7 protein-coding genes are annotated in these 6,545 nt (G+C 68.0%); 3 read left to right on the top strand and 4 right to left on the bottom strand.

Annotated elements, in window-relative coordinates:
• From gpmI to BMY22_RS17505, 3 genes are all read left to right on the top strand, one after another.
• Nucleotides 1-652 (top strand): 2,3-bisphosphoglycerate-independent phosphoglycerate mutase (gpmI, locus tag BMY22_RS17515; protein ID WP_090624177.1); only part of this gene is annotated, 652 nt, incomplete at its 5' end.
• Nucleotides 653-782: 130 nt separating this feature from the next.
• Nucleotides 783-2,048 carry a murein hydrolase activator EnvC family protein gene (locus BMY22_RS17510; protein WP_090624181.1) on the top strand — a complete coding sequence of 422 codons (1,266 nt, stop codon included), beginning with the start codon at nucleotides 783-785 and terminating at the stop codon, nucleotides 2,046-2,048.
• 28 nt (nucleotides 2,049-2,076) lie between these two features.
• Nucleotides 2,077-3,390 carry a S41 family peptidase gene (locus BMY22_RS17505; RefSeq protein WP_090624175.1) on the top strand — a complete coding sequence of 438 codons (1,314 nt, stop codon included), beginning with the start codon at nucleotides 2,077-2,079 and terminating at the stop codon, nucleotides 3,388-3,390.
• A 60-nt stretch (nucleotides 3,391-3,450) separates the two neighbouring features.
• On the opposite strand, the gene hisF is transcribed toward BMY22_RS17505, so the two are convergent.
• From hisF to hisB, 4 genes are all read right to left on the bottom strand, one after another.
• Nucleotides 3,451-4,221 (bottom strand): imidazole glycerol phosphate synthase subunit HisF, encoded by a 771-nt coding sequence (hisF, locus tag BMY22_RS17500; protein ID WP_090624173.1) that lies wholly within the window; start codon nucleotides 4,219-4,221, stop codon nucleotides 3,451-3,453.
• 235 nt (nucleotides 4,222-4,456) lie between these two features.
• Nucleotides 4,457-5,191, bottom strand: a complete 735-nt coding sequence (hisA, locus tag BMY22_RS17495) for a 1-(5-phosphoribosyl)-5-[(5-phosphoribosylamino)methylideneamino]imidazole-4-carboxamide isomerase (protein ID WP_090624171.1) — start codon at nucleotides 5,189-5,191, stop codon at nucleotides 4,457-4,459.
• A 98-nt stretch (nucleotides 5,192-5,289) separates the two neighbouring features.
• Nucleotides 5,290-5,928: an imidazole glycerol phosphate synthase subunit HisH gene (gene hisH, locus BMY22_RS17490; RefSeq protein ID WP_090624169.1), complete on the bottom strand. Its 639-nt coding sequence runs from the start codon at nucleotides 5,926-5,928 to the stop codon at nucleotides 5,290-5,292.
• Entirely contained in the window at nucleotides 5,928-6,521 is a 594-nt protein-coding gene (gene hisB / locus BMY22_RS17485; RefSeq protein ID WP_090624167.1) for an imidazoleglycerol-phosphate dehydratase HisB, read from the bottom strand. Before hisB ends, hisH begins: the two co-directional genes overlap by 1 nt.
• Nucleotides 6,522-6,545: the final 24 nt, after the last annotated feature.

Genomic DNA, 6,545 nt, shown 5'->3' with positions numbered 1-6,545 from the left:
TTCGGCGAGCATCCCGGCGCCCTGCGCCTTCGCCCCGGAAGCACTGACCAACGTGCTCGGCGAGTACCTGGCCAATCACGGCAAGACCCAGCTGCGCATCGCCGAGACCGAGAAGTACGCCCACGTCACCTTCTTCTTCTCCGGCGGCCGCGAGGAACCCTTCGCGGGCGAGGAGCGCATCCTGATCCCCTCGCCGGCGGTCGCCACCTACGACCTCCAGCCCGAGATGAGCGCCCCCGAGGTCACCGACCGGCTCGTCGAGGCCATCGAGCAGCAGCGCTACGACGTGATCGTCGCCAACTACGCCAACGGCGACATGGTCGGGCATACCGGGGTGTTCGCGGCGGCGGTCAAGGCGGTCGAATGCCTGGACGCCTGCCTCGGACGGGTCGTCGCGGCGCTGGAGAAGGTCGGCGGCGAGGCGCTGATCACCGCCGACCACGGCAACGTCGAGCAGATGGAGGACGAAAGCACCGGCCAGGCGCACACCGCGCACACCTGCGAGCCGGTGCCGTTCATCTATGTCGGCCGGCGAGCGCTGCGCATCCGCGACGGCGGCGTGCTGGCCGACGTGGCGCCGACGATGCTGAAGCTGCTCGACCTGCCGCAGCCGAAGGAAATGACCGGCCGTCCGCTGGTCGAGCCGGCCTGAGACACCAAGCGGCGCGGGCAAGGCCCTTCGCCTGCCCGCCGACCGTCCGGGATCGCCGCAACGGCCTGCAGCCTGCCGGCCTATTTTTAGGCATACTTATGCCGATCCATTCCCCCCGATGCCGCACGCCATGCACCGCACCCTGTCCGTCCTGATCCTCGCCCTCATACTCGGCCCGGCGTTCGCCGACGAGCGCAGCGAAACCCTGCAGCAGCTGGAACAGGCCCGCCAGGAGATCGCCGAGCTGAAGAAGCTGCAGGAGCAGCTGAACCAGGAAAGAAGCGCCGTGCAGAAGGCCCTGGGCAAGACCGAGCGGGAAATGGGCGACCTGGAAAGGCAGGTACGCGAGCTGCAGGAGGAACAGGGCAGCCGCGAACGGGAACTCCGCCGTCTCGACCAGGAAAAGCAGACGCTGCAGGACGCCCGCGACGAACAGCAGCGGCTGATCGCCATCCAGGCCCGCGCCGCCTACCAGAACGGCCGCCAGGAATACCTCAAGCTGCTGCTCAACCGGCAGCAGCCCGAGCGCCTTTCCCGCACCCTGACCTACTACGGCTATCTGAACCAGGCACGCCGCAAGCAACTCGAAACCTTCGACGCGACCCTGCGCCAGTTGGCCACGGTCGAGCAGGACATCGCCACGCAGCAGGTCCGGCTCGTCGAACGCAAGAGCGAACTGGAGCAGCGCCGCGGGCGGCTCGCCGAAGTCCGCGCGGAACGCCGGCAGGTGCTGGCCCGCTTGGGCCGGGAATATGCCAGCAGCGCACGGCAACTCGAGACCCGCGAGGAAGAGCGGGCCGAACTCATCCGGGTGCTGCAGCGCATCGAGGAAACCCTCGCCCGCCAGGCGCGCGAGGCCACAGAAGCGCGCCAGCGTGCCCTCGCCGAACAGCGCCGCCAACAGGAACTGGCGCAGCGCCAGCGCGCCAGGAGCGCGGCTTCCGCCACGGAGACGCCACTGCTGTCCAGCGCCGACGCCGCCCCCAACAGCCCCTTCGCCCAGGCGCGCGGCAGCCTGCCGTGGCCAGTCGATGGCCGCCTACTGGCCCCCTACGGCTCGCCACGCAGCGAAGATACCCGTGCCCGCTGGGACGGCGTGCTGATCGGCGCCAGCGCCGGCAGCCCGGTGCACGCCATCCATGCCGGACGCGTGGTGTTCGCCGACTGGCTGCGCGGCTCGGGCCTGCTGGTCATTCTCGACCACGGCAATGGCTACCTGAGCCTCTACGGGCATAATGAGAGTCTATTGAAAGGAGCCGGCGACATGGTCAAGGCCGGCGAGCCGATCGCCACGGTCGGCACCAGCGGCGGGCAGGACATGCCTGCGCTCTACTTCGCCATCCGCCACCAGGGCCGCCCCACCGATCCGGCCCTGTGGTGCCGCGCGCAGGGATAGCGCCGCTTTCACTCGAGGAGTTCGTTTCATGCCGCATCTGCCCCGCCCCCTCTCGCTGGCCCTGGCCGCCGCCCTGGCGCTCGGTGCTCCCTTCCTGCACGCCGAGGAGGCGCCTGCGCCAGCCGCCGAGACGCGAGGCAAACCCCTCCTGCCCCTCGACGAGCTGCGCACCTTCGCCGAGGTCCTCGACCGGATCAAAGCCGCCTATGTCGAGCCGGTGGACGACAAGACCCTGCTGGAGAACGCCATCAAGGGCATGATCAGCAACCTCGACCCGCACTCGGCCTACCTCGAACCCGAGGAGTTCCGGGACCTGCAGGAGAGCACCAGCGGCGAATTCGGCGGCCTCGGCATCGAGGTCGGCATGGAGGACGACCAGCTCAAGGTGGTGTCGCCGATCGACGACACCCCGGCGGCCAAGGCCGGCATCGAGGCCGGCGACCTGATCGTCAGGATCGACGGCCAACCGACCAAGGGCATGTCGATGCTCGAGGCGGTGGACAAGATGCGCGGCAAGCCCGGCAGCAAGATCGAGCTGACCCTGGTCCGCGAAGGCAGCAAGCCGTTCGATGTCGAACTGCTCCGCGCGGTGATCAAGGTCAGGAGCGTGAAGGGCCAGTTGCTCGAACCCGGCTACGGCTACCTGCGCATCACCCAGTTCCAGGTCAACAGCGGCGAGGAAGTCGGCAAGACGCTGGCACGCCTGAAGAAGGAAAACGGCGGGCAGAAGCTCAAGGGCCTGGTCCTGGACCTGCGCAACAACCCTGGCGGCGTGCTGCAGTCGGCGGTCGAGGTATCCGACCACTTCCTCACCAAGGGCCTGATCGTCTACACCAAGGGCCGCATCGCCAACTCCGAGCTGCGCTTCTCGGCCGACCCGACCGACGCCAGCGAAGGTGTACCGCTGGTGACGCTGATCAACGGCGGCAGCGCCTCGGCCGCGGAGATCGTCGCCGGCGCCCTGCAGGACCACAAGCGAGCGGTGCTGATGGGCACCGAAAGCTTCGGCAAGGGCTCGGTGCAGACCGTGCTGCCGCTGAACAACGACCGCGCCCTGAAGCTGACCACCGCCCTCTACTTCACCCCCAACGGCCGCTCGATCCAGGCCCAGGGCATAGTGCCGGACATCGTGGTGGAGCGTGCCAAGCTGACCCAGGACGCCCAGCCGGAACACCTGCGCGAGGCCGATCTGGCCGGCCACCTGGGCAACGGCAACGGCGGACCGGACAAGCCCAGCGGCAAGGACGGCAAGGGCGCCAAGGCGCGTCCGCAGGACGACGACTACCAGTTGGGCCAGGCGCTCAACCTGCTCAAGGGACTCAACCTGACGCGCGGGCAATAGCCCCGCACCGCCCGGGCGGAAAACCGCGCCAGCGCTTTCCCCCCGGGGCCGCCAAGCGGCTCAGCGCACCACGATGCCACGGCCGGCCAGATAGGCCTTGGCTTCCGGGACCGTGTACTCGCCGAAGTGGAAGATGCTCGCCGCCAGCACCGCGTCGGCCTTGCCCTCGAGGATGCCGGCGGCCAGGTGTTCGAGGTTGCCGACGCCGCCGGAGGCGATCACCGGAATGCCCACCGCCTCGCTGATCGCGCGGGTCACGCCGAGGTCGTAGCCGCTCTTCACGCCGTCCTGGTCCATGCTGGTCAGGAGGATCTCGCCGGCGCCGTAGCGCTCCATGCGCCGGGCCCACTCCACCGCGTCCAGCCCGGTGGGCTTGCGTCCGCCGTGGGTGAAGATCTCCCAGCGCCCCGGCTCGCCGGCAGCCGACACGCGCTTGGCGTCGATGGCGACGACGATGCACTGCGAGCCGAAGCGCTCGGCAGCCTCGCCGACGAACTCCGGGTTGAACACCGCGGCAGTGTTGATCGACACCTTGTCGGCACCGGCATTGAGCAGGTTGCGGATGTCCTGCACGGTGCGCACGCCGCCACCGACGGTCAGCGGGATGAACACCTGGCTGGCCATGCGCTCGACGGTGTGCAGGGTGGTGTCGCGCCCCTCGTGGCTGGCGGTGATGTCGAGGAAGGTGATCTCGTCGGCACCCTGCTCGTCGTAGCGACGGGCGATCTCGACGGGGTCGCCGGCATCGCGGATGTTCTCGAACTTGACGCCCTTGACCACGCGGCCGTTGTCCACGTCGAGGCAGGGGATGATGCGTTTGGCGAGGGCCATGGCAGTCTCTCTCGTAGGGTGGGTTAGGCCGCAGGCCGTAACCCACCGAAGCGGGTTGAAAATCGACCGACACCAATCGGTGGGTTACGCCGCTACGCGGCTAACCCACCCTACGGTGCTGATGGTTCCCACGCTCCAGCGTGGGAACCTCGCTCGGGACTCGGGACGCCAAGCGTCCCCGGTTGCGCTCCCACGCCGGAGCGTGGGAGCGATCAAGCGCGCCCTACGCGATAGATCACTGGAAACCGTCGCACAGCGCCTGGGCCTGCGCCACGTCGAGGGTGCCTTCGTAGATCGCCCGGCCGGTGATGGCGCCGACGATGCCCGGGGCACGGGCGTCCAGCAGCTTCTGGATGTCGCCGAGGTTGTGGATGCCGCCGGAGGCGATCACCGGGATCTTGCTGGCGGCAGCCAGGGCGGCGGTGGCTTCGACGTTGCAGCCCTGCATCATGCCGTCCTTGGCGATGTCGGTGTAGACGATGGCGGACACGCCATCGGCCTCGAAGCGCTTGGCCAGATCGATGACCTGCACCGTGCTGACTTCGGCCCAGCCGTCGGTGGCGACGAAGCCGTCCTTGGCGTCCAGGCCGACGATCACCTTGCCCGGGAAGGCGCGGCAGGCTTCGCCGACGAATTCCGGCTGCTTGACCGCCTTGGTGCCGATGATCACGTAGCTGACGCCGGCACGCACGTAGTGCTCGATGGTTTCCAGCGAGCGGATGCCGCCGCCGATCTGGATCGGCAGGTTCGGGTAGCGCTTGGCGATGGCGGTGACCACCTCGCCGTTGACCGGCTGGCCCTCGAAGGCGCCGTTGAGATCGACCAGGTGCAGGCGGCGGCAGCCGGCCTCGACCCACTTGGCGGCCATGGCCACCGGGTCGTCGGAGAACACCGTGGCGTCCTCCATCAGGCCTTGGCGCAGACGCACGCAGGCGCCGTCCTTCAGATCGATAGCAGGAATGATCAGCATGGCTTGGCTATATCCAGAGATTAGAGGACTCATGTGGGAGCCAGCCTGCTGGCGATAGGCTGATCGCCAGCAGGCTGGCTCCTACGGACCGAAGATTATTACCAGCGGCCATCCCAGGCGGCAAAATTCTGCAGCAGCTGCAGGCCGTGGGTGTGGCTCTTTTCCGGATGGAACTGCACGGCGAAGCGCGAGCCCTCGGCCAGCGCGGCGGCGAAGTCGACCCCGTAGTGGCCGCGACCGACCACCTGGCGCGGGTTGCCGGCCTCGATGTAGTAGCTGTGCACGAAATAGAAGCGGCCCTTGTCCGGGATGTTGTGCCAGAGCGGATGATCGAGGGTCTGGGCGACCTCGTTCCAGCCCATGTGCGGCACCTTGAGGCGCTCGCCGTCCTCGACCAGATCCTTGCCGAAGAAACGCACCTGACCGGGGAACAGGCCGATGCAGTCGACCCCGCCGTTTTCCTCGCTGCGCTCCATCAGCGCCTGCATGCCGACGCAGATGCCGAGGAACGGCCGGTCGACGCTCACCTCGCGGACCAGCGCATCGAAGCCCAGGCGGCGGATCTCCGCCATGCAGTCGCGGATCGCGCCGACCCCGGGGAACACCACCCGGTCGGCCTCGCGGATCACCTGGGCGTCGCTGGTGATCAGCACCTTGCCGGCGCCGACGTGCTCCAGCGCCTTGGCCACCGAATGCAGGTTGCCCATGCCATAGTCGATCACGGCTACCGTCTGCATCACAGGCACCCCTTGGTGGAGGGCGTCTGCCCGGCCATCCGCGGGTCGAGCTCGACGGCCATGCGCAGGGCGCGGCCAAAGGCCTTGAACACCGTCTCGATCTGGTGGTGGGTGTTGCTACCGCGCAGGTTGTCGATGTGCAGGGTCAGCTGGGCGTGGTTGACGAAGCCCTGGAAGAACTCCTGGAACAAGTCCACGTCGAAGCTGCCGACCCGGGCGCGGGTGTAGGGCACGTGCAGCGAAAGGCCGGGACGTCCGGAGAAGTCCACCACCACCCGCGACAGCGCCTCGTCCAGCGGCACGTAGGAGTGACCGTAACGGACGATACCCTTCTTGTCGCCGATGGCCTTGGCGAAGGCCTGACCGAGGGTGATGCCGACGTCCTCCACGGTGTGATGGTCGTCGATATGCAGGTCGCCCCGGCACTCGATATCCAGGTCGATCAGGCCGTGGCGGGCGATCTGGTCGAGCATGTGCTCGAGGAAGGGCACGCCGATGGCGAAGCGGGCCTTGCCGGTGCCGTCCAGGTTGATCGAGACCTTGATCTGGGTCTCCAGGGTGTTGCGCTCGACGCAAGCCGTACGTTCGGCCATCACAGCTCCGCTAATCGTGAGACG

The organism is Azotobacter beijerinckii, from assembly GCF_900110885.1.
GTDB classification, from domain to species: domain Bacteria; phylum Pseudomonadota; class Gammaproteobacteria; order Pseudomonadales; family Pseudomonadaceae; genus Azotobacter; species Azotobacter beijerinckii.
This window is presented reverse-complemented; position numbering and strand designations above follow the sequence as displayed.